Genomic DNA, 26,995 nt, shown 5'->3' with positions numbered 1-26,995 from the left:
CAACCTTCGCAGCTAATCGTCTCTAGTTCTTAGTCACTGCTTTATTTGCGATATTCAAATATGAAACATCTGGTTTATATGTCACATGATTAGGGCTTTAGCTGGATAAAACACGCAAATCAGTCGGTTTTTACTTGTCATAGATATGTTAATGTGACGTAAAATGATTTAATATGACGTAATATTATTAAAGTTGAGTGAAGGTTGAACATGAGTCGACACTCAATAACTCCATCATTATTGTGTAAAAAGGAACCAACTATGCCAGCGTTAGCCCATGATATCGCTTATTCCACGATCCGCACCACCATTGATAAATTGATTAATAACCTCGTTAATATCACCGATGATAGCGGCGAGTTTTTATTAAAACTCGATGATGGCCGCGTGATTGATACCAAAGGTTGGAATGATTGGGAGTGGACCCACGGTATTGGTTTATATGGCTTAATGAAATACTGGGATATCACCGGTGATGACAGCGCTAAAGTGATCATTGAAGAGTGGTTTAAAAACCGCTTTGCCGCCGGAACCCCGACCAAAAACGTTAACACCATGTCGCCGTTTTTAACCTTGGCTTATATGCAAGAGCGCAGCGGTAATCGCAGCTACTTACCTTATTTAGACGTATGGGCTGAGTGGATCATGGACGGTATTCCTCGCACCGAGGAAAATGGCATTCAGCATATTGTATTCAACTCAGTGAATTATCAGCAAATGTGGGATGACACGCTGATGATGAGTGTCTTACCACTGGCTAAAATCGGTTTGCTATTAGACCGCCCCCATTATGTAGAAGAAGCAAAACGTCAGTTTATGCTACACATCAAATATTTAGCTGACCGTAAAACCGGTTTGTGGTTTCACGGCTGGACCTTTGACGGTCGTCATAATTTTGCAGACGCATTATGGGCTCGCGGCAATTGCTGGGTGACTATCGCTATTCCGGAATTTATTGAGTTGTTGGATTTACCGGCAGACGATGGTTTACGCATGTTCTTGTTAGAGACACTCGAAGCCCAAGTGAAGGCCTTAGTTAAAACTCAACATAAAGATGGTTTGTGGCACACCTTATTAGATGATCCCGATTCTTATCTTGAAGCGTCTGCCGCAGCCGGTTTTGCCTACGGCATATTAAAAGCTGTGCGCAAAGGTTACCTCGACAGCAAATATGAAGACTGCGCTATTAAAGCCATTAAAGCGGTTTTAGCAAACGTTGATGAAAGTGGTGAATTACAGCAAGTTTCCTTTGGTACGCCAGTATTTGATGATCTGCAAGGTTACCGCGACATCCCCCTTACCTCTATGCCTTATGGGCAGTCGATGGCGATTTTAGCCTTTGTGGAGTACATGAATCGCTATATTTAATGTGGCGATGTCAGCAAGCAGAATAATAACAAGAGAGTTAACATGAAAGAACGTAAAATTGGTTTTATAAATTATACGGCTTACGGTTTTGGGGATGTGCTCGGTGCAGGTTCGATGGCCGTTATCAGTACATGGGTGCTATTTTTTTATACCACCTACTGTAATTTAGGCCCCTTGCAAGCCGGTATTATTTTCGCTTCGGCCCGTATTATAGATGCAGTAGCCAGTCCTTTGATTGGCTATTTGTCGGATAATGCTGATGCTACTCGTCTTGGTCGCCGTTTTGGCCGACGTCGTATCTTTTTGTTAATCGCTATTCCACTGTTACCCAGTTTTGCGTTGATGTGGGTCAGTGGTCAGCATTTCTTGTATTACTTATGTACCTACATCTTTTTTGAATTGGTTTATGCCTCAGTATTAATTCCTTATGAAACCTTGGCCGCTGAAATGACCAAAGACTTTCGTAAAAAGGGCATGTTTGCTGGGGCGCGTATCTTGGTAGGGCATATGTCGGCCATTGCCGCTACGATACTGCCCGCTTGGATAGTCTCTGCCTTAGGTGGGCAAGATTCGCCCGATACCTTTTTAATTATGGGCGGCATTTTCTCTATCGCCTTTATGCTGGTGGTGACCTTCGTGTACTTGTTTACCTGGGAGCGAACTAAAACCTCGGCAGAATTGGCTCACGAAAAGGCCGAACGTACTTCGTTTGTTAAGGCCTTTACTAAACTGTATAAAGGTCTTGGATTTACCTTCAAAATTAGGGCATTTCGTTTACATTTAGGCATGTATTTGGGGGGGTATATCAGCCAAGATATTTTCAACGCCGCCTTTACCTACTTTGCGGCGTTTGCCTTAGGTGGCATGTTTGCCTATAGCGCCAGTGAATCCTTAAGTTTGACCTCGTATCTGATGGCCTCTATTTTTACCGTGCAAACCCTAGCCGTCGGTGCGGTGTTTGCTTGCGTTGCGTTGTTGCCTAAGTTTTTTCCTGCTTTGACTTATCGCTTTGCGGTGGTGTCCTACATTGTGGGTATTATCGGCTTATCGTCTTTTTATTATTTTGCCCCCGAAAGTCAAACAGGCCAAATAAGCTGGATGGCCATTGCCTTAATCTTTGCCGGTATTGGTCGCGGTATTCTGAATTACATTCCTTGGAACACCTATAATTACATGGCCGATGTGGATCAAATCGTCACCGGTCAGCGCCGCGAAGGCAGTTTTGCAGGTGTCATGACCTTTGTTCGCAAAGCGACACAAGCCAGCGCCGTATTTGCCGTGGGGGCCGCACTTGAGTTAGGTGGCCTCATCAAGGGGGAAAAAGTTCAAAGTGCCGATGTCATGCAATCTATCGTGATGATTATGACCATCGGTCCGATAATTGTATTGATACTGGGTTATTGGGTATCCACTAAATTCCATCTTAACACCGACACTCACACCATTTTAATGGACGAAATTGCCCGTTTTGAAGCTGGCGTGCGTGAACCTTCATCTGCCGCCAATCAAGCCATTATTGAAGATTTAACTGGTTGGAAGTACGAGCAACTGTGGGGCAATAACGCCATTTCAGGTGATAGTGAGTTAACTAGAAAAGATTCAACGTTAGCAGGTAAAGTATAATGAAGCACAAGCATTGGCTGCTACCTGCAAGTTTGTTACTCAGCCTATTTTTAGGCGCCTGTGCGGCACAACCAGACAGCGCAAAAACCGGTGTTACAACTATCCCTAAAAGTTGGATAGATGCTGATACGGGGCATAAAATTGTGCGTTTGTCTGACGAGCCTGGTTCGCGCTCTTTGTATTTTCATCAAAATGCCTACGCTGCTAGCGGAGATAAATTGCTTATCTCGGTGGATAATCCAAAAGGCGTTGCGGTAGTCGATTTAACGAGTCTTAAAGTAACGCGATTATATCAAGATCCGAATATCGGTATTTTGTTTATGGGGCCCAAAGGCCGAGAGGTTTATTTAACCCATATCCCGCCACAAGACGGCCAAGTGGTGCATCCGCAAAACGAACTGCAAAGCCCCACGAAAATTTTAGCTGTGAATATAGATACCGGAGCAGTACGCGAAGTCGCGACCATTGCCAGAGGCAAAATCCATTCTATTAATAGCGATGAAACCCTGCTGATAGGGGCCTTTGCTGAAGAAGAACATAACTTAGAAACTGGCCCTCGTGATAGCCGCTTTGAAGCCCGATATGAAGCGGTGGATGCCAACGGGCAGCCATTAAGTTTTGCGGACGCCAAAGAAGTGCGCATGGATGAACGCTTAGAAAAACGCATCCCCATGCAAATGTTTACGATTGATATCAAAACGGGTGAACAGCGCACCATCATGCATTCCACCGATTGGCTAAACCATATTCAATTTTCGCCGGTGGACCCTGAGCTAGTGATGTATTCTCATGAAGGTCCTTGGCATAAAGTGGATCGCATTTGGTTAACGGATATTCATGGCCTTACACCACAAAGCATTCATACCCGTATGATGAATATGGAAATCGCTGGGCACGAATTTTGGAGTTTTGATGGCAGTAAAATTTACTACGACTTACAAACACCTCGTGGCCAAGATTTTTGGTTAGCCAGTTACGATATACAAACGGGCGAGCGGGTTTGGCGGCACATGGAGAGGGATGAGTGGTCGGTGCATTTTAATGTGTCTCGTGACGGCAGTATGTTCGCCGGTGACGGCGGTGACAGTGAAATGGTGGCCAAAGCGAAAGACGGCAAATGGATCTATTTGTTTGATTCACAGGCCGTGAATGACGTCGCTGGGATCAGCGCTCGCAATGCCAAAGACTTGATAAAACCCGCTACGCTCAAAGCCACTAAATTAGTTAACATGCAGCACCATGACTACCGATTAGAACCTAATATTACCTTTACCCCTGATGGTAAATGGCTGGTCTTTCGCTCAAATATGCACGGCCCCGTGCATGTGTATGCGGTAGAAATTAGCAAACACTAAGTGAGAGGCGTGGTCTATTGAAGACGAAAATATGCCTTAAACCAGTGCTAAATTTTGTGACTTAACGGGTTTGTTTGTTATTTGTAGTAGCAAACAAACCATGATTAAGCCGATACCAAACCAACCAATGGCGCTAAAGCGCTCTCCTACAATTAATACTGCCATAAGAGTGGCTACCGCCGGCTCTAATAAAGTGATGAGGGTTGCCTGGCTGGCTTCAATGTAGTTCAGCCCATAACCAAACAATATGTATCCTAAAAACATCGGCACAATCGCCATATAAAAAACAACCAATGTATTACCTGTTGATGTGAAGAGGTTGTCACCGGTTAACAGCAATGAAGGTAACAAAACGCAAGCTGCCAAGCCAAACATGCTCGACATAGCCGACTTTGAATTAATACCACCCTCTATCATGCATTTAGCCGCCCAAGAATAGAGGGCATAGCTTAATCCAGCTACGAGGCCAAGTAACATTCCCAGATAATGACCCAGTAAGGGGGTATCGAGCTCTGTGTTGCGTATTTTGCCCAAAGCCAATAGCACTATCCCTAGCACGCCAATGGCAAAACTCACAAGCCATCGTTTAGACATGGTTTTTTTGCTAATAAGGCACTCTAAGAGCACGGTGAAAAAGGGAGCACTGGCGATAGATAACACCGTACCGATAGCTACTCCAGAAAGACGCATTGAACTGTAGAACGCTAGAGGATAAATCGCTACCGATAAGCCGCCGACCAGCAATAATTTATACTGAGCCATTAACTTTGCACTGTCTAACATTAAGGTTCGAAAAGCGCTTAGCACCAACAACAATCCGCCAATTCCCATGGCAAATGCTCCCGTCGCCAATGGGCTGACATTGGGTGTAAAGCTCGCTGCGGTACCTGTTGTGCCCCATAAAAAACTGGCGATGACGATGGCGAGGCTGCCACGAAAAACGTGGTTTTGATGATGCATTTTCTGCCTTAATCTTTGAAATGAATACTGAGTGAAGTGTAGCGTGTTTAAAAAGGTAATAATGTGCAGAAAAGACGCTTTTGTTGGCTGTTTAGCCGTTTGTTTTATTGTAAAAATGCTCTAGGCGATAAACCAAAGTAACTTGAAAAACGTCTGCTGAAGGCGGAAACATCATGATAACCCACTTGCTCTGCAATAATTTGGATAGGGTAATCGGTATTGATTAACAGGGCTTTGGCTTTTTCTAGTCGCTGTTGCGTGATGTACTTAGACACACTGAGGCCTAATTGCTCGGTAAAGCATTTTTTAAATTGGGTTTGGCTTAAGCAGGCAATCGTTGCCAGAAGTTTAATGGGCAAGTTTTCAGCGAGATTGTCCAGAATATGAGCCACCACAGCGCGGATACGATGGTCGAGTTGCTTAGTTTGAGCCTGCTCTGCTAATAGTAAAAAAAAGGTCTGAAACATGGCGTGTTCTAATGTTGAGTTGGCTTGATTTTCGAGCTGTTTCTCAATAAAACTAAGATATGCGTTTAAGGGGGGCGTAATTGAAAACACCACACTATCTGAGTGTAATAAATTTTCAGGCAAAATCGCCATGTCAGCCACCACAAATCTAGCCTCCTGGTTGGCCGTAAAATGATGGTATTGAGTCTGCTTGATTACCACGCATTCCCCAGGCGCAACTTTGCCAGAGTAGGCTTCAAGTTCGATATTGATGACGCCACGAAGTGGCAATACTAATTGGTGATAATCATGTTTATGCCCCTTACGCATGCGGCTGTATGAGCGGATAGAAAGCGAATTTTGCATGAAGTAATTGTGAAGTCGTTGGCCTTAAAAAAGACTATAACATTGTCAGGGGGGATAGGTCGCGTTGGCAAACGGAGTTGAGGTTAGTTAAATTTGCGGATATTTACTGATTGGTTAAGGTCAAAATTTTCGATTGAAAAAAGTATGGCCCTTTACGCTGCATTGCCTGAACGCATCATCCCCAAGCAAAAGTTTATTGATCAGCCCAATTTCGTTTAGCCTTTTTACCTTTTAAGGCTTGGCGTATTTCTTTGCCAAATTTTCTGCCGTGTTCATGTTGTTCATGTTTAGTTTGTCTAGCGCGTAAGGCTTCACGGTGCAATTTTTGGTAATTTTGCCAGCGACGTAATTCTAAAGTACCAGCCTCTAAAGCGGCTTGAATGGCGCAGCCCTGGTCATCCTCATGACGGCAATTATTGAATTTACACTGTTTTTGCAAGGCTTCGATGTCATCGAATACTTCGGCCACGCCGCTTAAATCATCGTTTAAACGCAGCTCACGCATACCTGGGGTATCTAATACCCAGCCACCGTTTGGCATGGCAAACAAACTGCGGCCGGTAGTGGTATGGCGACCTTTGGCATCGTCTTCACGAATACCTGCAGTATCCTGTATTTGCTGACCTAATAAGGCATTGGTTAAGGTTGATTTACCGACCCCGGAGGAGCCTAAAAAGGCGATAGTCTGACCAACGCCAGTCCAATAGCTGAAAGCCTGTCCAATGTCATCAGTCAGGGCATTGACCTTAATAACCGGCACATCATGATGAATGGCCTGAGCTTGCTCTGCATAGCTATCGGCATCCGCACACAGATCGGTTTTGGTTAGTACGATCACGGCGGGTATATGCGCTGCTAATACCAAAGTTAAATAGCGTTCGATGCGCGAAACATTAAAATCCTGATTACACGACGATACGATAAATAAGGTATCAATATTGACGGCAATTAACTGCGACTTTGCCTCACTGCCTGCGGCGGTGCGCTGCAATACGTTAAGGCGTTCAAACAATTTGAGGGCTTTATTGCTATGGTTTTCCAGCCATAGCCAGTCACCAGTAGTAGGACGTTCGATAGGGTCAGCACTGGCGAGTATTCCAGTGATAGGCAGACTGAGTTCGTTGTCTAGGGTTTTAAGCTCAATGCGATCACGAAATACTGCGCTAACCCGCGCGGCATAACCACATTCTAGTTCTTCCAAACTCAGTTGCTGTTGCAGCATTGGCCGCCAGCCTAATTCCTTTAAGGTCATGCTTTTGTACCCAGAGATATGACAAAACGCTGAAGGCAAAACTTTAAGACATCAGGCTCTGCGGCGCAAGTGCGCCGCAGCATAGTGACTGAAACGAGTTTTAATACAGCAAACTGTAAACTTTGCGACGATATTTCGATTTTAGTGGGTCACCGTCGGGCAGGGCGTTAATCATGTCTAAGGTGAGTTTTTTTGCATCGCCAAAATTTAAGTCTTTCATCAGTACCGCTAATGCCAGATCTAAGGCTTCTTCTATTTGATTGGCCTGATGCAATTGAACCGCTAGCCTGACTTTTAGATCGAGATTATCAGGGTCGTTGGCTAGCTCTTGTTGTAAGGCGATGATCTCTGGCGACTCTGCTGCTTGTTCGGCTAATTCTATTTTGCCTTGAATACTTTTATACAAGGCATCTTGGTCGACTAAACCAATAGTGGCGAGCATCGCTTTAGCTTGATTGACTTGGCCTAACTCTATCTGGCAATCGGCTAATAATAATTTGATATCAGCACGACTACTGTCAAGGTCATAGGCTTGTTTAGCTAAGGTATAGGCTTGTTGATAGTTACCTGCGCTTATTAATTCTTGTGCTTGAGCAACTAAACCGTCTTCTGCTTTAGGTAAATGTTTGTTCAACAGCTCAATGATTTGTGCCTCACCTTGAGGCCCTGCAAAACCATCTACGGGTTGACCTTCTTTTACCAAAATCACGGTGGGCAAACCACGTACACCAAACTGTTGGACAATTTCAGGTTGGGCTTGGCAATCAACGCGAGCATGAATAAGGGTGTCTGGGTATTTTCTAGCCACGCTGGCCAATACCGGAGCAATTTCATCACTTGGCGCATAGCCTTGTGCCCAAAATTCGATCATCACGAGTTTTTCTTGCGAGTCTTGTAAAATGACTTGCTCAAAGTTTTCTAAGGAGATATCTACGCTAGTATTCATTTATGTTCTCAACAAAAATCTGTTTTGCTTGTGTTGGGGCAAGTTTATCAAAAACAAGCGGGTTCATCTGCATATGAAAGACTTTAACTGCGCATTAGTGTAAGACAAGATGCCTTATCAACAAAACAAATTGGTAATGTTATCAATTTGTTGCTAGTTTATGGCACCTTTAAAATTACAGCAGCGTTTTCATGGAACTGCACGTTTTAAAATTTGCCAAAATATCAATTCTGCGAGCCGATATCGCAGAAGTGATTATTAATGATGATGTCGTAATGACCTTGGCAATGGTAAACGAATATCATGGCTTCTTGCAAAAGCACCTCAGAGCGCCGTTTTCCTTATTGGTGAACAAAATTAATGAATATGGCTACGAATTTCAGGCGCAGTTAGCCATCGGTAATATTCCTGAAATACATGCAATGGCTGTGGTGAGTTATACCCGTAAGTCAAATTTAACAACACATTTGTTAGCCCACACCACCCCGCGAACAAAAGCATGGAATATCGATTTTTTTAGTCAACGAGACATGGCGTTAGAATGGCTAGAAACTCAGCAAGATGCTTTAAAACAACACGGAAAAAGACCAGTTTCTAATGCGATAACGGCGTCTTTGATATGAGCCAAAAATACCCCAGTTTTGCAGCCTTTTATCCCTATTATTTATCCGAACACCAAAACCCGACGTGTCGGCGTTTACATTTTGTGGGTTCATCATTGATTATTATGCTTTGTCTCGCGGTCTTGGTGACGCAGAATTGGCTCTGGTTGGTGGCCTTACCCTTTTTGGGTTACGGATTTGCCTGGATTGGACACTTCTTTTTTGAACACAATAAACCGGCTACTTTCACCTACCCGTTTTACAGCTTTTTAGGCGATTGGGTGATGTTTAAAGATATTCTGATTGGCCGCATTCGCTTTTAATTCCTTATTTTTCACCACTGCTTTTCCTTTTATTAACTAATCATGATCATTCAAGGTCGCTAAAAAGCCTTTTCTGTTATTGTCAACCGTCTTTGTTTAAAAAAAGTACAAATTTGTTGTTGATCTAGCCTTTCCAAGAGGTTCAAAAACTCGTAAACTTGCGCCCCTTTTTGAGCAATGGACGTTTTTTGCACGATTTTGGTCTTAGATAATGATGCAGATTGGTCCTTATGTATTAGATAATAATTTGATTTTAGCGCCGATGGCTGGCGTGACAGATCGACCCTTCAGACAACTTTGTACGCGTCTTGGCGCAGGTTTAGTTGTTTCTGAAATGTTGTCTTCTAATCCTCAAGTGTGGGAACGAGATAAGTCCAAGCATCGCATGGACCACCGTGGTGAAACGGGGATAAGGGCGGTGCAAATTGCTGGGGCTGATCCTGAGTTGATGGCGCAAGCCGCACAGTTAAACGTCAGTAATGGCGCACAAATTGTGGATATCAATATGGGATGTCCGGCAAAAAAGGTGAACAAAAAGTTAGCGGGTTCTGCCTTATTACAAAATCCTGCCTTGGTTGAACAAATTATCAAGGCGGTTGTTAATGCGGTAGATGTGCCGGTTACCTTAAAAATACGCACAGGTTGGGATACAGAAAACCGTAATGGAATCGCAATTGCCAAAATTGCCCAGGACAACGGTATTCAATCTTTGGCGGTGCATGGTCGCACCCGAGCTTGTATGTACAAAGGCGATGCCGAATACGACACCATTAAGGCCATCAAACAGGCTGTGTCGATACCGGTGGTCGCAAACGGGGATATTACAGATGCCTTTAAAGCTAAGCACGTACTGGAATATACCCAAGCAGATGCGTTAATGATCGGTCGCGGTGCTCAAGGTAATCCTTGGATATTTCGCGAGATCTTACACTATTTGCAAACTGGCCAAATGTTAGCTGCTCCCAGTATTGGTGAGGTGAGTAGCATATTGCTAGAGCATGTTGCCAATGTTCACGAATTTTATGGTGAGTATTTGGGAGCGAGAATTGCTCGCAAGCACGTTGGTTGGTATTTAGCTGAGCATGACAAAGAACGAAAGTTTCGTGCCCAGTTCAACATAATTGAAGATGCTTCACAGCAACTTGATGCGTTAAACCAGTATTTTGAAACCTTTAATGTGGAATCAACTTACTTCGACAGATTGGCAGATGAAACGGTATTAAACCAGAATTCGCCTGCCGCTTAATGATGACTAACTAAAGAGCACGATGTATATGTTCGAACAAAATGTAACTTCTCCGTTTACCACTACGGTAACCACGCCTTCACAAACTCAGGCGCAAAAGCCGCTACGTGATTCTGTTAAACAAGCGGTAAATAAATATCTAAAGCAATTAGATAATAACAACATCGAAAACTTATATGAGTTAGTTTTGGCTGAAGTTGAAGCGCCATTATTAGAAGAGATCATGACCTTCACTCGCGGCAATCAAACACGCGCCTCAACCATGTTGGGTATCAACCGCGGTACATTGCGTAAGTTGTTAAAGCAATACGGCATGAACTAAGCCGAGTATTTTGTAAAGGAGCACCATAGGGTGCTCTTTTTGTTTGTACCCCCAGAGAATAGCCCTGCAAATTGGCGAAAAATGTTAGACTAAATTTAGCAAAATATTACCTTTGATAGTGGATTAAGTATGCAAAACACAACGACCGCAAACCCTATTCGTCGCGCTTTGTTAAGCGTATCTGATAAAACCGGCATTCTTGAATTTGCCCAGTTTCTTGCAGCACAAGGTGTTGAACTCATTTCAACCGGCGGTACGGCTAAACTACTCAGTAGCCATGGCCTGACAGTAATTGAAGCCTCTGACTATACCGGACATCCAGAGATAATGGATGGGCGTGTTAAAACCTTACATCCTAAAATTCACGGTGGTATTTTGGCGCGTCGCGGTCAAGACGATGCGGTAATGGCACAAAACAATATCCAAGCAATTGATTTAGTCGTAGTGAATTTGTATCCCTTTGCTGCAACTGTCGCTAACGATGATTGCACGCTAGAAGACGCGATTGAAAACATCGACATCGGTGGGCCAACGATGGTGCGCGCTGCAGCGAAAAATCACAATGCGGTAACGATTGTGGTCAACCCTGCTAATTACGCCCGAGTGATGGCAGAAATGTCCAGTGCGCAAAATAGTGTAAGTCATGCTACCCGTTTTGATTTGGCCATTGCTGCTTTTGAACATACTGCTGAATACGATGGCATGATTGCTAACTATTTTGGCGCCATGATTGACTCAAGCGAATGTGAAGACGATTGTGACCACCATCACAGTGAGTTTCCGCGTACCTTCAACATTCAGTTAAGTAAAAAGCAAGACTTACGTTACGGTGAAAACAGCCATCAAAATGCTGCATTTTATGTTGAAAATACTGTTCAAGAAGCCTCTGTTGCCACTGCTACTCAATTGCAAGGCAAAGAATTATCGTTCAACAACATCGCTGATACAGATGCGGCCCTTGAATGTGTGAAAGAATTTGCTGAACCTGCCTGTGTTATTGTTAAACATGCTAATCCTTGTGGCGTGGCCTTAGGTGACACCATTCTTGATGCTTATAACCGTGCGTATCAAACGGATCCTACTTCTGCCTTCGGTGGCATTATTGCCTTTAACCGTGAGCTAGATGCCGCAACAGCGCAGGCTATCGTCGATCGCCAATTTGTTGAAGTGATTATTGCTCCTACCGTTAGTGACGATGCGATAGCCGTTGTGGCTGCCAAGAAAAACGTGCGTTTACTTGCCTGTGGTGATTGGCAAGGTCAGCTCACAGATGGTTACGATTTCAAACGTGTTAACGGTGGTTTGTTGGTGCAAGAGCGCGACTTCGCTATGGTGGAGTTAGAAGACTTGCAAGTGGTCACTAAAGTTAAACCTACAGAGGCCCAGTTAAACGATCTTATGTTTACTTGGAAAGTGGCTAAGTACGTCAAATCTAATGCCATTGTCTACTGTAAAGACGGTATGACTATCGGTGTAGGTGCGGGTCAAATGAGCCGAGTATATTCAGCTAAAATTGCTGGTATTAAAGCCGCTGATGAAGGCCTGGTAGTGCCGGGTTCTGTAATGGCTTCTGATGCGTTTTTCCCTTTCCGCGACGGTATCGATGCTGCTGCTGCTGCCGGCATTTCAGCCATTATCCAGCCTGGCGGCTCAATGCGTGACCAAGAAGTGATTGATGCAGCAGATGAGCACGGGATTGCCATGGTCTTTACTGGCATGCGTCACTTCAAACATTAGAGTTAAGGTGTATTTACCAATAAACGGGGTCAATTGACTCCGTTTATGGTTACGTCTCGCTTAGATAGCCGTTACAATCTTAAGTGAACTTTAACAAATAAAATGGGTGAAATATGTTGATGCATACATTAGTACGTTCTATACAAAAATCCGTAAAAGTCCTTGTTTGTACCTCTCTTCTTAGTTCCTCGTATGTTTTTGCTGATGCCTTGCAAGATGCAGTAGGCTCAGAGGCGCGCTCTTCTGCTGAGCGTTTACGTGACGAATACCGTCATCCACAGCAAACTTTGCGATTTTTCGATATTCAAGCAAATATGGCGGTAGCGGAAATATCACCTGGCGGCGGCTGGTATAGCAATATACTCGCACCCTTATTAAAAGATGATGGCACTTATTATGCGGCGCATTTTTATGTAGAAGAAGGTGGCCCGGCATATTACAAAAAGTCATTGGATGCATTTAACGCCAAAGTCGCTGCGGATGAGAGTTTTAGTAACGTTAAAGTCACTGCTTTTCATCCCACTAAAGCCTTAGATTTTGCGCCAGCTGGTAGCCTTGACCGTGTTTTGACCTTTAGAAACGTGCATAACTGGTATATGGGGGATGATCAAGCTGGCATCGATAATGCGTTTTCAAGTTTTTTTAAGGCTCTCAAGCCTGGCGGTATTTTAGGCGTGGTTGAGCATGCTTTACCTGAAAAGTTTGATGACGAATTTCAAAAAAAATCAGGTTACATGAAGCAGTCTACGGTTGTTGCAGCAGCTGAAAAAGCCGGCTTTACCTTGATGGCAACAAGCGATATCAACGCAAATCCCTTAGACAGTGCCGATCACGAGAAAGGCGTATGGACGCTTCCCCCTAGCTTACGCTTAGGTGATGTTGACCGAGCCAAATATCTTGCCATTGGCGAGAGTAACCGTATGACCTTAAAATTTATTAAACCTACTACCAAGTAAGAACCACAACACATGAATGTATTAATCATCGGCGGCGGTGGTCGCGAACATGCTCTGGGCTGGAAAGTGGCACAGTCAAACAAAGTTAAGCAAGTGTTTATTGCCCCCGGTAATGCCGGTACGGCTTTAGAAGCTAATCTCTCTAACGTGGATATCGCTGTTGAAGATATTCAAGGCTTAGTGGACTTTGCTAAAACAAACAACATTGAATTGACGATTGTTGGCCCAGAAGTACCACTGGTACTTGGTGTGGTTGATGCATTTCAAGCCGCTGGTTTAGCGATTTTTGGTCCAACTCAAGCGGCTGCGCAGCTTGAAGGTTCAAAAGCGTTTACTAAAGACTTTTTAGCTCGACACGCTATTCCCACAGGTAGCTACCAAAATTTCACTGAAATAGAGCCTGCCTTGGCCTATGTCAAAAAAATGGGTGCGCCGATTGTAATTAAAGCCGACGGCTTAGCTGCAGGTAAGGGCGTTATTGTTGCAATGACCTTAGCAGAAGCAGAAGAGGCTATTCGCGATATGCTAGCTGGTAATGCCTTCGGTGAAGCTGGCAGTCGCGTGGTAGTTGAAGAGTTTTTAGATGGTGAAGAAGCCAGTTTTATCGTCATGGTTGATGGTAAAAATGTATTAGCCTTTGCGACCAGTCAAGACCATAAACGGGTTGGCAATGGCGATACAGGTCCTAACACTGGCGGCATGGGCGCTTATTCACCGGCTCCCGTCGTTACGCCAGCCATTCATCAACGTGTGATGGATGAAGTGATTTATCCCACGGTCAATGGTATGGCGGCAGAAGGTAATACCTACGTAGGCTTTTTATACGCTGGACTAATGATTATGGCTGACGGTACGCCTAAGGTCATTGAGTACAATTGCCGCTTTGGTGACCCTGAAACCCAGCCCATTATGCTGCGTTTACAGTCTGATTTAGTCACATTAGTCGAACACGCGTTGGCAGGAACCTTAGATACTGTTAGCGCTGAATTTGACTCACGCGCTGCGGTCGGTGTGGTACTTGCCGCTGGTGGTTATCCGGGTAATTACGCTAAAGGTGATGTCATTAAGGGCTTAAGTTTAGGTAACAGTGACGCGAAAGTATTTCACGCTGGAACGAAAGATATTGATGGTCAGGTTACCACTAATGGGGGGCGTGTATTGTGTGCCACGGCTCTTGGGAATACGGTAACTGACGCCCAGCTCAATGCCTACAAACTGGTTAACGATATCAGCTGGAATGGCATGTTTTATCGTGATGACATTGCTTATCGTGCTATTGCTCGTGAGCAACAGTAGAGCTTAAGCATACAGACAATAAAAAGGCGCTTCGGCGCTTTTTTTGTTTGCTGTTTGGCTAACAAAGTCTGAAAACAGTAAGGGCCGATTACCGTTACTGCGTATTATCCTCTGCAGAACACAGGACTTAACTCTTATAGTACCTGAGGTATTCAGACTTGTTCTACTCGGTTGCGGCCCTGTTCTTTTGCCATATACAAGGCCTTATCTGCCCGTTTCAAACAGTCAGCAAAATTCTCATTTTCTAGACTCTGTGCTACGCCAATAGAAGCCGTTATGGGGTACTTAAGTTGCTCAGATAGGTCATTTGACAATTTTATACGGATTTTTTCTGCGAGTATCTTGGCACCGTTTTTATCCGTATTGGGCAGGATTAATACAAACTCTTCACCGCCCCACCGTGCAATTAAATCGTGTCTACGAATTAATGTTTGCATGATAGCGCTGCCCTTTGCCAAAGCAGTATCCCCTGCATCATGACCTAAGGTATCGTTAAGGCGTTTAAAATGGTCGAAGTCAATTAACAGCACGCAAAAATGCGCTGAAGTCTGACGTTGTTCAGAGACGATATGGTGTATAGAATCCATCAATCCACGACGATTTAGCAGCATAGTCAAGGGGTCATGATTTGCTTGTACCGATAAGGTCTTCATGGCCTGACTGTCTTTTATGAACCTGACATACGTCAGATAGTTTTGGCATAGCGCGAATGACAATAAACCTAAGCTGGCCATCGAGCCCGTGTCAATTATCCTCAGGCTATATAAAATATCGTTAATAGAAAGCGCAAATAGTAACAAAGAGCCAAGGGCAATTAAGCGTGCACCTATACGACGCCGGTACGCAGCTAACATGATTGAATACAATCCATACACCAACACCACCAAAGCAAAACCTTGAAAATAGACTAAGTACTGGGTGAATACGGCTGTTGAGCTAAACAGCACATGCAGACTAAAGGCTGCACTGATTGAGCAAATAATAAGGAAAGGCCAGAAACGAAATTCCTTAGGATAAGAAATGTGAAAATAACTGGTGAATAAGGGAATGGAGAGATAAAACGAGAGAAAATTGATCCGCACGATAGTGCTAAATCCTAATGAAACTGCATCAGTAAAATAAATCAAATGACTGGTTTCAATTTCGCGAACACCCAAACAAATACAACTTAAAGCCAGTAAAAAAGGCAATAAATCTGAAGGTCTCAAGGCAAAATGAAATAAACTCAGAACGGCAATCGTAAAAAAAATGGCTGCAATAGTGACGCTGCGCAGAAGTTTTATTAACTCAGTTTGAAATTGTTTGTCCGCCGAGCCAAGGGTAATAGGGGACCATTGACCTCCCCAAGCAAGGTCATAATTTGAAATCTGTAAAATCAAGTCGAGTTGTTCACCAGGGTTGTCAATAACCACAATTTTAGGTGAGTAATCGGGTATTGCCTTGGACTTGTCAGTACTTATTTGGCCCACTTCGTCGACTAATTGCTGATTTATGTATAAACGATAAGCGCTACCCATTACCGGTAATGATAGGGCTAATGCTTCATTTGTCGTTTTGATATTGACCCGTAGACGATAAGTGGCAAAGCCCTCAGAGGGAAGAGGCTCTGATAGGTATTCTTGTCTTTCCCACGACAGAGGGGTTTGTATAAAGTCATGTGTTGCGGGTATTTCAGTGGCAACGTTTTCTGATTCAACAAATTGCTGCCAATAGAATTGCCATTTTCCTTTTAGTGGTACAGGCTCACTTTCGGTTAAATCTAGGGCGCTGAGGTCTAATCTGCCCTCAGTCGCCATAATTTGCTCTTGAAAGAGATTGCTTTTAATTTCAACTACAACACTGAATAACAACGCAAACATACAGATCGCAAGCAAGCTCACTGAGATCAAGGGCAAGGTTTTGGCTTTGTTAGCCTTGGAAATTGGCCTTAGCGATTGCGTCTTATTATGCCTGTTAGAAATAAATAACTCCTTGTTATCAACGCTATACATGCAAGCGAAGATACTAATTTTGACACTTCACTGACTACCTTGGCAACTTCCTGCAAACGAAAATCTGTGTTTTATTTAGGGCCTGTTGATCTTTTCTGTTCATTTTGCAGCACTCTGGGTGCCATTTAGGCGAGGCGCATGTTTGCAGGTCGAGTGGGCCTAAATCAAAATGTCCAAGGCTGCAAACTTGGCACCTAGGCGCCTAACATCCGTTAGGGACCAAAATTCGTTCATCAAAGATAATTAGGCCTGAGTCTATCTCAGTTAATTGTCAAAGACACAAGACCTTCAGTATTGTCGGTACTATTCTTCGTTATGCTCTGTCTTACGGTCAGAACCGGTCCACACTTTACTTAATAAATGCATGGCAGTGGCGACACGATTAATGGGTTTAATTAGGTCGCTGGTGTCCGATTGCTGCATATCCAGTTTAATCGCTTCTAAACTGGCGGATATCTGGCCTAACTCTCGCACTGCTTGTAGGGTAGGATCGCCTTCGATACTCAACTGCTTTTTACCGCTAAATGCGCTACATATATGTTGCCAGCGCTGTTGTTGTGCTTCGGTCATTACCCCACGTAACATCGCTAACTTAAGCACGTTTTCTTCGGCACCAGAGGTGAGGGTTTGTGCCTCGCCGGTATAGTGATCGCCAATTAATTGCATGAGTTCAGCGTGGTTCATTACCGCAGAAACTTTTTCTGCCATTTTGTTCATGTTGCGATAACTGCCTTGCAATTTAAAAGGCGGTTCTTGGCGATAGTCTTCAGCGGTGGCCGCTGATTTGATGTACGCTAAATTAACTTTTAGGATGACATCTTGAATCACTACCAGATGTCTAATAACGCTGACAATTTCATTAATTTCCGCACCGCTATAAGCATGACTTAGCTCATTCGTTGCAACTTGTTGACCCTGTGCCATCGCAATAAATTTATACACATCCTGCATATCTCGCAGCGCCAGTGGTGCTAATACTGCGTTAGAGGTCAGCGCATTTTCAATGTAACTTAGGGCAAACTGTTCTTCTTTACCACCAAGAACGTCGCCCAAGTTATATATATCAGCACGGTTAGCTAGCATATCAGGCACTTTAAATACATCACCAGATTCAGTGTAAGGGTTGCCCGCCATCACTACGCAAAACTTTTTACCACGCATATCATAGGTTTTACTTTGGCCTTTCCACACACCTTCTATGCGCCTGGTGCCATCACATAGGGCGATAAATTTTTGTAAAAACTCAGGGTGAGTATGTTGAATATCATCAAGATACAACATGACATTACTGCCCATCTCTAAACCCAAGTTGAGCTTTTCTAATTCTTGTTTAGCAGTGGCGTTAGGTGCATTCGCAGGGTCAAGTGAGGTGACATCGTGACCAAGCGAAGGGCAGTTTATTTTCATAAACACTAAACCCAGGCGCGCTGCTACGTATTCCATTAAAGTGGTTTTGCCGTAACCAGGTGGAGAAATAAGTAAAAGTAAGCCCATTAAATCAGTGCGTTTACTGTCACCTAGTGCGCCCATTTGTTTGGCTAAGTTATCGCCGATAATGGGTAAATACACTTCATTAATTAGGCGGTTTCGCACAAAAGAACTGAGTGGTTTGGCATTAAAACTCTCTAATTGCAGTTCAAGTTTACTGCTTTGCATCACTTGTTGGCGCACCGTGTGGTAAAGCGTAAAGTTAGGCACATCAACTTGCTCATAGTGATGTAATCGTTGAATAAATTCATCAAGAGAAAAGCGTAGCTGGCCGTTTTTAATACGCTGGTGTTCACTGAGTAAACCCTCTACCTCAATATCAAGGTTAATCTTGCTGGCGCGGGTTTCTATGGTGTGTTGGCATATAATCAGTGCGGCTGTTTCGGCTAAATAGTGTCGCGTTTGTGGTTTGTCAGTGGTAGCTAACATTGCACTAAGCCAGGCCTGACATAAACTCCATTGTTCGTTGAGGCCTAACACCCTGTCTTGTTTACCATCAGCCTTTTCTATTTGTTGATTAAACTGACTGATGGCAGTGCTGAAATCTCGTGTATGACCAAGCTCTTCCAAGGCGGTATTAAACGCTTGGTTGAGGGTGTTGGCACTTGGGCTGGTGATAAAAGCAAACTTGGGTAAGGCCAGTTCTAAACTTAAATAATGTGCCGCTTGGGTGATTTCTCGAGCGGTGAATGGCAGCAAAAAACGTTGAATAAAGGCCCCTATATGGGTTTCAAGATTTAGCTGCAATTGCAAAAAGCCTTGCTGACTGTTAAAGGCGTTAGCTAATAGTTGTGCGCTAAAAGCATGGCTTTGCCAAATTTGTTGCTGGGCTTTATTGATGCCCGCATAAGCCCAGAACAGCATCGCAATCGCACGGGTTTGTGGGTCAAACCGCAATAAGTCTGCTTGCTCGTGCACATTGAGTAAAGCCTGTAGCACTTTAACGGTATCGCGATCGTGCACCCCTTTTTGATAGCCTTCTTGATAGCGAGACGTCATGTACGTGCGTACGAGTTTTTCAAGTTCACTGGCTTGATTAACCATGGCATACAGTTGAGTTATATTCAGTTGGTTACGCTGCTGCTGTGCATCTTGAATAATACTGTACGCTAGGTATTCAATGCGGCTAATGTTTTGGTTTTCCGAAATCAAGGCCTGTTGCCAATAAGGTTTGAGTTGGTTTAATTGAGCATGTTCGAGTGGCTCAAAAAAATCAGTGCCAATGAGATGGCGATACAAACCGTCATCTTTTGGTAGTAAGGTCAGCTCAAGGCCTTGGGTATTTACGCTGAATTTATGTTTACCCAGTTTGATGACTCTTCCGCCATCTTCAAAGATATCTTGTTTGTCTCGTTGCCCTCGGATGCCTGCTTCTTTTGCTGCTTTGAGCTGGGCTTCTAGATCATCCGCTTTGACCTGATCGTTCAGTTCACGTAGTTGTTTGACAAGTTCACTGAGCTTTAAAATCATCGGATCAGAGGCAAAATAGGTGTTGAGTTCATCAAGTTGATTAAAACTTAATGCCCGTTTTTTCACGCCATTGATAATGCGCTGGGCGGCGCCAAACACATTTTGTGCACGGCGCTGTTGTTCTTCAATCAAGCTCTGCTTGCGACTCGCGAAGGCGCTGTGTAGCTCTTCACGCTTATCCATGATGTCACTTAAAAACTGATCGTACTCACTGAATTTAGACTCTAATTCTTCTAACTGAACACTTAAGCGCGAAAGTTGTTCATCGGCTTTTTCAGGTGTATCAGCCATGGCGAGAGCGCTGCTGATACTCTGTGAAAATAAGCGAAACTGAGCGGCAAATTCGGCACTGGCTTCACCTGAGCCAAGTTGTTTTAAGCGCTGCTTACCTTGAGCTTTAACCTGGTTGAGCTTGGCGTAAATCTCAGAAATGTCATCTAAAATTTTGGTGCGCACAGTGGCATCGTCGACCTTTAAACCGTTGAGTATATCAGTCAGTAAATCCAGACCTTCTGATAGGGTGTCGAGCTGTTGATTAATGGGTTTCAAATCAACCACTAATTCAACTTGAGCAATGGTGTTTTCTAAGCTCGTGATATTGTCATGATAAGGTTGCAGTGCTTGGTCACTGGCTAAGAACGCGACGGTGGTATGACTGAGTTCTTCAAAGTGCTGGGTGATTTCTGTGTCTAGCTGTTCTAGCCGTTCTTTATTGATGTAGCGCTGCTCTTTAAGACTAATTAAATGACCGCGTTGTTGGCGTAACGTGGTTAAGCAGGCCACATATTGCTCTGGGGTATGCCAATCACTCACACGAATACTGTCGATAAGTTCTAGCTGTTTTCGTTCGGCTTGGCTTAGTGCATTATTAGCCTGCTGACGTATTTGCAGCACTTTTTCAAACTCATCAATCACCAGTTCCGCGGTTGTGGTGATGTCTTTTACTACCGCCCCTAACTCACTGAAATCTAATTCGTTTAACCAATAAAAACTATCAAATAAGGTGGCGCAGGTTTTAATTAAATCTTCATAGACTTGTCGGCTGGGGTTGGGGTTAACAATATTACGATGTACTGCGCTTAATTCAGCTATACCGCGCACTAACTCCTTGTTACCAATACGGCTATACAAGCTATCTGTGGTGGGTTGTTTGGCGGCAAATTCATTACTGAAATAGGGGGTTTGCCAAATTTGCATCGGATGCACACGGGTCGCTTCGTTTTCAGCTTGAAACACCACCATGCTGCCATTATCAAACACACTATAACCATGGGCATAAATGGGGTTTTGCAACTCTTTGCGAATAAAGTTGTAAGAATATAAACCGCTCAAACCCGATTCAGGTTCGTGAAAGATATAAAGTACGTCTTCACCATTAGGTGAGCGCACACTGCGCCTAAACTTAAGCCCAGCAATTTCATCAGGAAAGGACTTGGTTTCACCGTTTTGCAGATAATAACCACCAGGAAAAATAATACCGTGGTCTTCGGGTAAAGACACACAAGCCAAACCAATCGCATCGATACGCTTAACTTGATTGGTGCGGGTATTTAACACTAAATACCGATAGGTTTTTTCACGGTAGGGCAGGATCTTAAACAGGATCAGGCTGCCGACTTGCGCATAGTGAATATCGGCGTCGGCTAAGCTTTGCGTACGATCTTCGACAGGCTCGTTATAAACGCCTAAGCCATCTTCGGTGTTGTTTTCTACCTTAATGGTTAAGGTACCACCAATGGTTTCAACAAAAGCCATATCCAATACACTGATATGTGGATGCTGACCGCTTACATGTTGCTCACGGGCGGCTTTTTGCCATTCAAAATCGTGGGAAGGTGCCCGTTTTAGCGCCCTTTCGCCACGATTGTCGATATAGCTGGCACTACCGTCTTTATTCACACGCCATTGAAATACACGAGTATCATTAATTTTATGGCCAATTTGAAACACCGCGAACAAGGTTTGCTCTTGCACTTTAAGCTGCAACAACCGGGCTTCTTTATAATAAACGTAAAGCTCATTAAACTCTTTTTGGAAATTTGCATCTGCTAAGAACGTCCCAGCTATGTCACGGGGATTGAGCTCAAAGCCCTGATCGTTTTTGACCAGCCGATATAATCCAAACACATCGTTAATTTTCGTTTCTTTTTTTAAACCAATAAAGACGTTATAGCCAAACAGTATACTGTCGCCAACCGGCACGATGTCGCGGGCAATACAGTTGTTTTCAGTGCGTACGCGCACCCTGCCTTGTACTTCAAGCTTGGTTTGGCCAAATTCGGCGATACGTTGCTGATTGTGGTGATCGAGTTGCTGTTTAAGGCGAACAGCTTGCTCAGTTAAACGCCGACGAATAACGTCATAAGCGCCACCTTCTGCGACTGCTTGATCAACTTGTGTTTGCTCTGAAGCCATCGGTAGTTCCTTGTTAGAGCGCTAGTGCTTACCCACTACTTTTTAGGACTTAATGCACTACTGATAACATCGAGCAACTGGGGATTAGACTGACCTTCTTTTAATAATTTGGCCACCAAGGCCGTGATGGCGGTGTCTTTTACACTGCCACTGGCGCTACCAAAACCTGCGACAAGCTCTTTGGCATCTTCAACAAAACTGGCGTCGCCGTTTAAGTGATCTTTAAATGCCGTTTGCAAGGTTTGGCTCTTGTTCATGGTGCCATCAATCGCTTTACCTACCGAGATAGACTTTACAAAGCTGTCTAAGTAGCTGCTGTCACCGCTGACAATATCAATTTTTGCCGCCTTGAGGGCAGCAGAGAGCACAGACGCTTGTTCTTTGGCAATGTCCACATTGGTTCGAATAGACTCCATGATTTCAGCATGGCCATTATCCAATTGCATTCTGAATTCTTCATGCGCCCGTTGTTGTTCAGACATAGTGCCCATGGCAGCGAATTTAAGGGTCATGCCTTCAGCTTCTGCCGCGGCTTTTTTAGCGGTCACTTGCGCTTCGGCCACGCCAGTTTTCTCTACTGCATCGGCCATGGCTTCTTGCACACGTACTTGCGCCATGCCTTCTTGTTCTTTGGCCATCGCTTGTGCTTCCATCACTCGGGCAGCGGCAAGACCCGCGGCGGCTTCGAGCGCTTCTTTACCCTCTGCTTCTTTACGCTGACTCATGGCACGTTTTTCTGCAACGTCTAAGTCTGCTGCAGCATCAATGCCTTTTTGTTTAGCAATGTGGCTGGCCGATTTCTCAGCGGCCTCGGCGGCTTTGATATCTTTGACTAAGGCTTCTTCTGCTTCTGCCTCAGCAGCGATTACCTTGGCTTTACGATGACGCTCAGCATCAGAAACCATGCGCAATTCGTTAATTTCTTCTTCACGCTGCGCTACAGTTTTGTCGACTTCTATGCGCGAACGGATGACGTCAGCGATTTCACGTTTTTCGTGCTCAAGCAGTTTTTCATTGGCAATGCGTTGTAAAGAGGCCTCTTTTTCGCGATCGATTTGCTCTAACTCGCGGGCACGGATAACACGCTCTTCTTCAATTGCCACAGCACGTAAGCGATTGTTTTGAGCCACTTCCACTTCTCGTTGTTTGTTTTGTTCTTGTACTTCAATTTCTTGTGCCGCGGTTACGCGAGCTTGTTCTGATTTGAGTTTTTCTTCGTGTTGTACGCGTTCTGTTTCAGCGGTTTCACGAGCGATAACGGTTTCTATTTCACGGCGCTGTTTTGCTTCTGCATCTGCTTGTTGGCGCTCCAGTTCAAGTATTGCTTCACGGGTTTCAACGTCTTTGCGCTTGATTTTCATCTCTTCATCACGGCGAAATACGTTGGTTTGAATGTGTTGCTCGGCGGTTAATTCGGTAATTTTACGAATACCTTGCGAGTCTAAGATATTATTAGGGTCGAGTTTTTCGATAGGCGTTTGTTCTAAATAATCTATCGCCACGTCTTCTAGCACATAGCCGTTTAAGTCAGTGCCGATGTTATCGATAATCAAATCGCGGAATTTGTCGCGCTTGGCATACAAATCTTCAAAATCTAAGGATTTACCCACTGTTTTTAGTGCCTCGGAGAATTTGGCGCTGAATAAATCTTCCAAGGTGGCAATGTTTGATGCCCGTTCACAGCCAATAGCTTGGGCGACTTTTAGCACGTCATCGCGGTTTTTGTTTACCTTCACAAAAAAGCCGACTTTAATATCAGCACGAATATTATCGCGGCAAATCAAGCCCTCGGAGCCGCTGCGGTCAACTTCGATGGTTCGTAAGGATATATCCATGATTTCCATTTTATGGAAAACCGGCACCACGACTGAGCCAGTGAAAGTCACCTTGGGCTCATCACGCATGGTATTGACGATCATGGCGCGGCCTTGTTCAACTTTTTTATACAGCTTTGCCATCATTAATATGGCTGCCATGATGAATATAAAAATACCAACTGCGAGTGATATCCAAAATATTAGATCACTTGGCTCATTCATTAAGTCGCTCCTGATTTAGGGTTATAAAGGGGTTTATAAAGAACGTGATGACATAGCCATCAATTCAGATTCGGTGACAACAGAATAACTATCTTGTGCCACGAGATAGTCAATTAATACGATTTTACTGCCTTTGCTTATGGTATTCGGGGTGGTGGCTCTGACACTTAAAATCATGCCGTCAGGAGTAACAGCCTGCCCAAAGGTTTCGTTCACTGTTAGGGTTGTTAAGGTACAAATTGTGCCAATCAGCTCACTTTTTGCCACGCCTTCATGGGTAGCAAAAAAACGTCGCAGAGGTTTAATACACAAAGCAGACAGTGGCAGTGCAATGACAATAGCAAAGGTGGCCACAATCGCACCTTGTGCGGTAGCCGTTAGTGCGCCATCAAATAAAGGTGCAGCATATTTGCGAGCTAAATAAGTAAATGAAAACGCATAGATATCAATCAGTGTCAGTGAAACTGTTAACGGAACACCATCTAAGCCAAGTTTTTCGAGCCACGACACGCTATTGGTTTCACTTCCAGCATCGCTACTGGTGTCAGCATCAAAATCAAGAATATCTAAGTCGAGCAGCCCAGCAAATGCCATGAGCCATAATAAGGTGAGCACTATCAAGGGGACGGTGAAAATGACGGTGGGAAAACTGAATATATCGTTTAAAAAAGCATCCATTTATACTACTCCATTACCGCTTAGACTTATTCAGGCGTGACGAAAATTACTCACTCACTGGCGATTTGTCAATCATTCTGTCTTACAGTAAGACCACTTCGAGGTGAATTATTTATAATAATTTTCTTATCTGAATAGGGGGATTACTCATCGCTAGCTTAATTTTATCTGATAAAGCGTGTTAGGGTCTTGACCCCTTGCCTTTGCTTGCTTATAACTGTTGTCCGTTTCACGACTAAGAATATTCAATGTCAGTAAAACATCCAATAATTGCGATAACCGGCTCATCTGGAGCTGGCACTACCTCTACCACGAATGCGATTCGCCATATTTTCCGAAATCTGTCGGTTAATGCCGCTATGGTTGCGGGTGACAGTTTTCATCGATTCACTCGACCTGAAATGGAAGTGGAAATTCGCAAAGCCCAAGAACAAGGCCGCCACATCAGTTATTTTGGGCCTCGTGCTAATGATTTTGAAATGTTAGAAAGCTTGTTTAAAGAATACGGTGAAACAGGCCGCGGTAAACACCGTCAATATCTGCATACGTTTGATGAGGCTGTACCCTTTAATCAAATGCCTGGCACGTTTACGCCTTGGCAAGATTTACCCGAAAACACTGACTTATTGTTTTATGAAGGTTTACATGGCGGCGTAGCCAACGATGATGTGAATGTGGCTAAACACGTAGATTTATTAGTGGGTACAGTGCCCATAGTCAACCTTGAGTGGATCCAAAAAATCGTACGTGATACCACCGAACGAGGCCATTCTCGTGAAGCGGTGATGAGCAGCATTGTGCGCAGCTTAGATGACTATTTTAAATTTATTACCCCGCAGTTTTCGCTAACACATGTCAATTTTCAGCGGGTGCCTACGGTTGATACCTCGAATCCGTTTAGCGCGCGTGAAATCCCCAGCCAAGACGAAAGTTTTGTTGTGGTGCGTTTTCGCCGCGAAATGAAAAACGTCGATTATCCTTATTTGCTCAAGATGATAGATGGATCATTTATGTCGCGTATCAATACCTTAGTAGTGCCGGGCGGCAAAATGACCTTAGCCATGGAGTTAATTATCTCACCTTTACTTGAAGAAATTCTCGATAAAAAACGTCGTGCTGGTTTTCAGATGGATTGGGTTACTGAAAAATAAGTTATCGCATTAAGTAAATAAGGAATTTGTATGGCGATATCAGCCGACTATCGTTGGGGCATCATTGGTTGTGGTGACGTCTGTGAAGTTAAAAGTGCGCCTGCCTATCAGCAAGTTGCAGGATTTGAGCTAGTGGCAGTGATGTCACGTACCCTAGCCAAAGCGCAAGATTTTGCCAAACGCCACGGCGTGGCCAAATATTATGATGATGCTGAGGCCTTAATCAACGACCCTGATATTAACGCCATCTATATCGCTACTCCACCTGATAGTCACTACGAATACGCCTTACAAGTTGCTAAAGCGGGCAAGGTTTGTTGCGTAGAAAAACCCATGGCCTTAGATTTCAATCAGTGTTTGGGCATGCAGCAAGCTTTTGAACGGCAAAACTTACCCTTGTTTGTGGCTTATTATCGTCGCTCTTTACCGGCATTTACCCAAATAAAACAATGGTTAGACGATAAAGAAATTGGCCAGGTCAGACATATCGACTGGCAGTATATTCGCCCGCCCAGTGCGACTGATTTAAGCCAAAAATCGAATTGGCGTACGCAAAAAGAAGTGGCCAAAGCCGGTTATTTTGAAGATATAGCCAGTCACGGCTTAGATATGATGTGTTTTTTGTTAGGCAATATAAAACAAGCACAAGGTGTCGCGAGTAATCAACAAGGGTTATATACCGCTTATGATGCTGTGGCAGCCAGTATGTTGTTTGAAAACGGCGTGACTGGCACCGGCCATTGGAATTTTGCTGCAAGCAGTACTGCAGACAAAGTCCTTATTATTGGTGAACGCGGGCAAATTAGTTTTAGTGTTTTTGATGAGACGCCTGCAGAATTAACCACAGCCGAAAAGTGCATCACTCAAGCTATGCTCAAACCTACGCCCATTCAAGGCGACTTTGTACAAGCCATGGCTGAGCACTTAGCAGGTAAAACTGAGCACCCTTCTATGGCACAAAGCGG

The 26,995-nt window shown here is 44.1% G+C and carries 20 protein-coding genes; 12 read left to right on the top strand and 8 right to left on the bottom strand.

Going from position 1 to position 26,995, the window contains the following annotated elements:
• Nucleotides 1-261 precede the first annotated feature (261 nt).
• From NWQ57_RS22255 to NWQ57_RS22245, 3 genes are read left to right on the top strand one after another with little or no spacing between them, the layout of a single operon-like run.
• Nucleotides 262-1,368 (top strand): glycoside hydrolase family 105 protein, encoded by a 1,107-nt coding sequence (locus tag NWQ57_RS22255; protein WP_306024386.1) that lies wholly within the window; start codon nucleotides 262-264, stop codon nucleotides 1,366-1,368.
• A gap of 42 nt (nucleotides 1,369-1,410) precedes the next feature.
• Nucleotides 1,411-2,991, top strand: a complete 1,581-nt coding sequence (locus NWQ57_RS22250) for an MFS transporter (protein ID WP_306024384.1) — start codon at nucleotides 1,411-1,413, stop codon at nucleotides 2,989-2,991.
• Nucleotides 2,991-4,346, top strand: a complete 1,356-nt coding sequence (locus NWQ57_RS22245; protein ID WP_306024383.1) for an oligogalacturonate lyase family protein — start codon at nucleotides 2,991-2,993, stop codon at nucleotides 4,344-4,346. The genes NWQ57_RS22250 and NWQ57_RS22245 overlap by 1 nt, the downstream gene beginning before the upstream one ends.
• A 36-nt stretch (nucleotides 4,347-4,382) precedes the next feature.
• On the opposite strand, the gene NWQ57_RS22240 is transcribed toward NWQ57_RS22245, so the two are convergent.
• The 4 genes from NWQ57_RS22240 to NWQ57_RS22225 form a co-directional block, all read right to left on the bottom strand.
• Nucleotides 4,383-5,306: a DMT family transporter gene (locus NWQ57_RS22240; RefSeq protein ID WP_306024381.1), complete on the bottom strand. Its 924-nt coding sequence runs from the start codon at nucleotides 5,304-5,306 to the stop codon at nucleotides 4,383-4,385.
• 104 nt (nucleotides 5,307-5,410) lie between these two features.
• A complete protein-coding gene (locus NWQ57_RS22235; protein WP_306024380.1) occupies nucleotides 5,411-6,118 on the bottom strand; it encodes an AraC family transcriptional regulator in 708 nt (235 codons plus the stop codon).
• Between the two features lie 193 nt (nucleotides 6,119-6,311).
• Nucleotides 6,312-7,370 (bottom strand): ribosome small subunit-dependent GTPase A, encoded by a 1,059-nt coding sequence (gene rsgA / locus NWQ57_RS22230; protein WP_306024379.1) that lies wholly within the window; start codon nucleotides 7,368-7,370, stop codon nucleotides 6,312-6,314.
• A gap of 100 nt (nucleotides 7,371-7,470) precedes the next feature.
• Nucleotides 7,471-8,316 (bottom strand): tetratricopeptide repeat protein, encoded by an 846-nt coding sequence (locus NWQ57_RS22225; RefSeq protein WP_306024378.1) that lies wholly within the window; start codon nucleotides 8,314-8,316, stop codon nucleotides 7,471-7,473.
• Nucleotides 8,317-8,507: 191 nt separating this feature from the next.
• On the opposite strand from NWQ57_RS22225, the gene NWQ57_RS22220 reads away from it, so the two are divergent.
• From NWQ57_RS22220 to purD, 7 genes are all read left to right on the top strand, one after another.
• On the top strand, nucleotides 8,508-8,939 hold the full coding sequence (locus tag NWQ57_RS22220; protein ID WP_306024376.1) for a hypothetical protein: 432 nt from the start codon (nucleotides 8,508-8,510) through the stop codon (nucleotides 8,937-8,939).
• Nucleotides 8,936-9,241: a DUF962 domain-containing protein gene (locus NWQ57_RS22215; RefSeq protein ID WP_306024375.1), complete on the top strand. Its 306-nt coding sequence runs from the start codon at nucleotides 8,936-8,938 to the stop codon at nucleotides 9,239-9,241. Before NWQ57_RS22220 ends, NWQ57_RS22215 begins: the two co-directional genes overlap by 4 nt.
• Nucleotides 9,242-9,455: 214 nt before the next feature.
• Complete coding sequence (gene dusB / locus NWQ57_RS22210) at nucleotides 9,456-10,487, top strand: tRNA dihydrouridine synthase DusB (RefSeq protein WP_306024387.1); 1,032 nt, start codon at nucleotides 9,456-9,458, stop codon at nucleotides 10,485-10,487.
• A 28-nt stretch (nucleotides 10,488-10,515) separates the two neighbouring features.
• The gene (gene fis, locus NWQ57_RS22205; RefSeq protein WP_306024374.1) at nucleotides 10,516-10,809 is read left to right on the top strand and encodes a DNA-binding transcriptional regulator Fis; all 294 of its coding nucleotides are present in this window, start codon (nucleotides 10,516-10,518) and stop codon (nucleotides 10,807-10,809) included.
• Nucleotides 10,810-10,938: 129 nt separating this feature from the next.
• Nucleotides 10,939-12,546 carry a bifunctional phosphoribosylaminoimidazolecarboxamide formyltransferase/IMP cyclohydrolase gene (gene purH, locus NWQ57_RS22200; protein ID WP_306024373.1) on the top strand — a complete coding sequence of 536 codons (1,608 nt, stop codon included), beginning with the start codon at nucleotides 10,939-10,941 and terminating at the stop codon, nucleotides 12,544-12,546.
• 119 nt (nucleotides 12,547-12,665) lie between these two features.
• The gene (locus NWQ57_RS22195) at nucleotides 12,666-13,502 is read left to right on the top strand and encodes a class I SAM-dependent methyltransferase (RefSeq protein ID WP_306024372.1); all 837 of its coding nucleotides are present in this window, start codon (nucleotides 12,666-12,668) and stop codon (nucleotides 13,500-13,502) included.
• A 12-nt stretch (nucleotides 13,503-13,514) separates the two neighbouring features.
• Nucleotides 13,515-14,798: a phosphoribosylamine--glycine ligase gene (gene purD / locus NWQ57_RS22190; RefSeq protein WP_306024370.1), complete on the top strand. Its 1,284-nt coding sequence runs from the start codon at nucleotides 13,515-13,517 to the stop codon at nucleotides 14,796-14,798.
• A gap of 152 nt (nucleotides 14,799-14,950) precedes the next feature.
• Here purD and NWQ57_RS22185 read toward each other — a convergent pair whose 3' ends face one another.
• The 4 genes from NWQ57_RS22185 to NWQ57_RS22170 all read right to left on the bottom strand — a co-directional run bounded on the left by NWQ57_RS22185 (nucleotide 14,951) and on the right by NWQ57_RS22170 (nucleotide 24,879).
• A complete protein-coding gene (locus NWQ57_RS22185) occupies nucleotides 14,951-16,657 on the bottom strand; it encodes a diguanylate cyclase (RefSeq protein WP_306024369.1) in 1,707 nt (568 codons plus the stop codon).
• Between the two features lie 435 nt (nucleotides 16,658-17,092).
• Nucleotides 17,093-22,162, bottom strand: a complete 5,070-nt coding sequence (locus tag NWQ57_RS22180; protein WP_306024368.1) for a DNA repair ATPase — start codon at nucleotides 22,160-22,162, stop codon at nucleotides 17,093-17,095.
• A 35-nt stretch (nucleotides 22,163-22,197) separates the two neighbouring features.
• Complete coding sequence (locus NWQ57_RS22175) at nucleotides 22,198-24,201, bottom strand: hypothetical protein (protein WP_306024367.1); 2,004 nt, start codon at nucleotides 24,199-24,201, stop codon at nucleotides 22,198-22,200.
• A gap of 33 nt (nucleotides 24,202-24,234) precedes the next feature.
• Nucleotides 24,235-24,879: an OB-fold-containig protein gene (locus tag NWQ57_RS22170; protein ID WP_306024366.1), complete on the bottom strand. Its 645-nt coding sequence runs from the start codon at nucleotides 24,877-24,879 to the stop codon at nucleotides 24,235-24,237.
• A 248-nt stretch (nucleotides 24,880-25,127) separates the two neighbouring features.
• Between NWQ57_RS22170 and NWQ57_RS22165 the strand changes: the two genes are divergently transcribed.
• Together NWQ57_RS22165 and NWQ57_RS22160 are read left to right on the top strand one after the other, a co-directional pair.
• The gene (locus tag NWQ57_RS22165) at nucleotides 25,128-26,030 is read left to right on the top strand and encodes a phosphoribulokinase (protein WP_306024365.1); all 903 of its coding nucleotides are present in this window, start codon (nucleotides 25,128-25,130) and stop codon (nucleotides 26,028-26,030) included.
• A gap of 30 nt (nucleotides 26,031-26,060) precedes the next feature.
• Nucleotides 26,061-26,995 (top strand): Gfo/Idh/MocA family protein (locus tag NWQ57_RS22160; RefSeq protein ID WP_306024364.1); only part of this gene is annotated, 935 nt, incomplete at its 3' end.

The sequence above is a fragment of the Paraglaciecola sp. genome (assembly GCF_030730205.1).
Taxonomy (GTDB): Bacteria; Pseudomonadota; Gammaproteobacteria; order Enterobacterales; family Alteromonadaceae; genus Paraglaciecola.
This window is presented reverse-complemented; position numbering and strand designations above follow the sequence as displayed.

Bases quoted from the DNA above. Each gene is read 5' to 3' on its own strand.
- NWQ57_RS22255 (WP_306024386.1), top strand. From the start codon at position 262: ATGCCAGCGTTAGCCCATGATATCGCTTATTCCACGATCCGCACCACC.
- NWQ57_RS22250 (WP_306024384.1), top strand. From the start codon at position 1,411: ATGAAAGAACGTAAAATTGGTTTTATAAATTATACGGCTTACGGTTTT.
- NWQ57_RS22245 (WP_306024383.1), top strand. From the start codon at position 2,991: ATGAAGCACAAGCATTGGCTGCTACCTGCAAGTTTGTTACTCAGCCTA.
- NWQ57_RS22240 (WP_306024381.1), bottom strand. From the start codon at position 5,306: ATGCATCATCAAAACCACGTTTTTCGTGGCAGCCTCGCCATCGTCATC.
- NWQ57_RS22235 (WP_306024380.1), bottom strand. From the start codon at position 6,118: ATGCAAAATTCGCTTTCTATCCGCTCATACAGCCGCATGCGTAAGGGG.
- rsgA (WP_306024379.1), bottom strand. From the start codon at position 7,370: ATGACCTTAAAGGAATTAGGCTGGCGGCCAATGCTGCAACAGCAACTG.
- NWQ57_RS22225 (WP_306024378.1), bottom strand. From the start codon at position 8,316: ATGAATACTAGCGTAGATATCTCCTTAGAAAACTTTGAGCAAGTCATT.
- NWQ57_RS22220 (WP_306024376.1), top strand. From the start codon at position 8,508: ATGGAACTGCACGTTTTAAAATTTGCCAAAATATCAATTCTGCGAGCC.
- NWQ57_RS22215 (WP_306024375.1), top strand. From the start codon at position 8,936: ATGAGCCAAAAATACCCCAGTTTTGCAGCCTTTTATCCCTATTATTTA.
- dusB (WP_306024387.1), top strand. From the start codon at position 9,456: ATGCAGATTGGTCCTTATGTATTAGATAATAATTTGATTTTAGCGCCG.
- fis (WP_306024374.1), top strand. From the start codon at position 10,516: ATGTTCGAACAAAATGTAACTTCTCCGTTTACCACTACGGTAACCACG.
- purH (WP_306024373.1), top strand. From the start codon at position 10,939: ATGCAAAACACAACGACCGCAAACCCTATTCGTCGCGCTTTGTTAAGC.
- NWQ57_RS22195 (WP_306024372.1), top strand. From the start codon at position 12,666: ATGCATACATTAGTACGTTCTATACAAAAATCCGTAAAAGTCCTTGTT.
- purD (WP_306024370.1), top strand. From the start codon at position 13,515: ATGAATGTATTAATCATCGGCGGCGGTGGTCGCGAACATGCTCTGGGC.
- NWQ57_RS22185 (WP_306024369.1), bottom strand. From the start codon at position 16,657: ATGTTTGCGTTGTTATTCAGTGTTGTAGTTGAAATTAAAAGCAATCTC.
- NWQ57_RS22180 (WP_306024368.1), bottom strand. From the start codon at position 22,162: ATGGCTTCAGAGCAAACACAAGTTGATCAAGCAGTCGCAGAAGGTGGC.
- NWQ57_RS22175 (WP_306024367.1), bottom strand. From the start codon at position 24,201: ATGAATGAGCCAAGTGATCTAATATTTTGGATATCACTCGCAGTTGGT.
- NWQ57_RS22170 (WP_306024366.1), bottom strand. From the start codon at position 24,879: ATGGATGCTTTTTTAAACGATATATTCAGTTTTCCCACCGTCATTTTC.
- NWQ57_RS22165 (WP_306024365.1), top strand. From the start codon at position 25,128: ATGTCAGTAAAACATCCAATAATTGCGATAACCGGCTCATCTGGAGCT.